We start from the raw sequence: 1,366 nt of genomic DNA, 5'->3' as shown, positions 1-1,366 counted from the left end.
TCTAATCAATATTTTTCATACCGCATAATACGTTTTTGCATGTTTTCGTCCATTGCAAGCTGGTTTCTTACAAGAGCCCAGTTGGAGACCGGACGGTTATTCCATTTCTTGTAAAGCTCGGTTATACGAAGATAAAGAGCCTTTAAAACAGAATCTTCGCTAGGGAAGGATCCTTTCTTTGTGACTTTTCTGAAGCTGGAATTAACGGATTCAATAGCATTTGTCGTGTACATAACCTTACGTACAGCACTGCCATAATTGAAGAGCTGTTCTACATGATTCCAGTTTCTAACCCATACATCTACAGCACCTGGATACTTGCTCCAGTTCTGTTTAAAGCGGTCAAACTCAGCCATCGCAGCTTTTAGGCTGACTGCACCATAAACTTTCTTAAGCTGTGAGGTATAAGCCTTATAATCCTTTGAAGGAATATATTTGATAGAGTTGCGGATGAGATGAACAATGCAGCGTTGAACAACTACATCCTTGAAAATGGATCTTGCACCTTCCTCAAGGCCTGATACACCATCCATGCTGATGAATAGTACATCTTCAACACCTCTTGACTTGATTTCATCAAATATCTGCATCCAGTAATGCTTGCCTTCAGCTTCACCAATCCAAATGCCTAAGATATCTTTAATACCATTTATATCATATCCAAGGATGACATACACAGCACAGCTTTTTGTCTCCATTTCACGGCGTATATTTACATATAAGCAGTCAACAAAAAGAAATGGATAGAACTTTTTAAGTGGTCTGTTTTGCCACTCATGAGCTGTATCAATTACCTTATCAGTGATATTTGATATCATTTCAGCAGATATCTCAAATCCGTATATCTGCTCTATAGTGTCAGCTATATCGCGCTGGCTCATGCCTTTAGCGTACATAGCAAGCACCTTGTCTTCAATACCGCTGACATCCCTTGAACGTTTAGGAACTATCTGCGGCTCAAAGGAGCCATCTCTGTCTCTTGGAGACTGTATATCAATGTTTCCCATGGTTGTCTTGAGTGTTTTATTAGTGTAGCCGTTGCGTCTGTTTGAAGTAGCTTTATAGCCATGATCATTGGATTCATAACCAAGATGGTCATCCATCTCTCCTTGAAGCATTGCCTCAAACATAGGACCAAATATATCTTTTATAGCATTCTGCATTTCCTGTGCATTCTGAGGCTGATACTGTTCGATGATGGATTGTGCAATAGCTCTGCCTACCTCGTTCCTCTTGTTCTTTCTGGGTGCCATGATTTCTGTGTTCATTCCTTTCAGTCCTTTCTTCTAATGTACCGCACCCTATAACATAAATAAAGTGCGTAAGTTAGTGGTTGCTTAACTTACACACTTTATTTTACATTTTC

General features: G+C 39.7%; 1 protein-coding gene. It reads right to left on the bottom strand.

Annotated features, from left to right (window positions below):
- Positions 1–5: 5 nt before the first annotated feature.
- A complete protein-coding gene (locus BM398_RS16985; protein ID WP_442857309.1) occupies positions 6–1,256 on the bottom strand; it encodes an IS256 family transposase in 1,251 nt (416 codons plus the stop codon).
- Between the last annotated feature and the right edge of the window lie 110 nt (positions 1,257–1,366).

The sequence above is a fragment of the Butyrivibrio sp. M55 genome (assembly GCF_900116865.1).
Lineage (GTDB): Bacteria > Bacillota > Clostridia > Lachnospirales > Lachnospiraceae > Butyrivibrio.
This window is presented reverse-complemented; position numbering and strand designations above follow the sequence as displayed.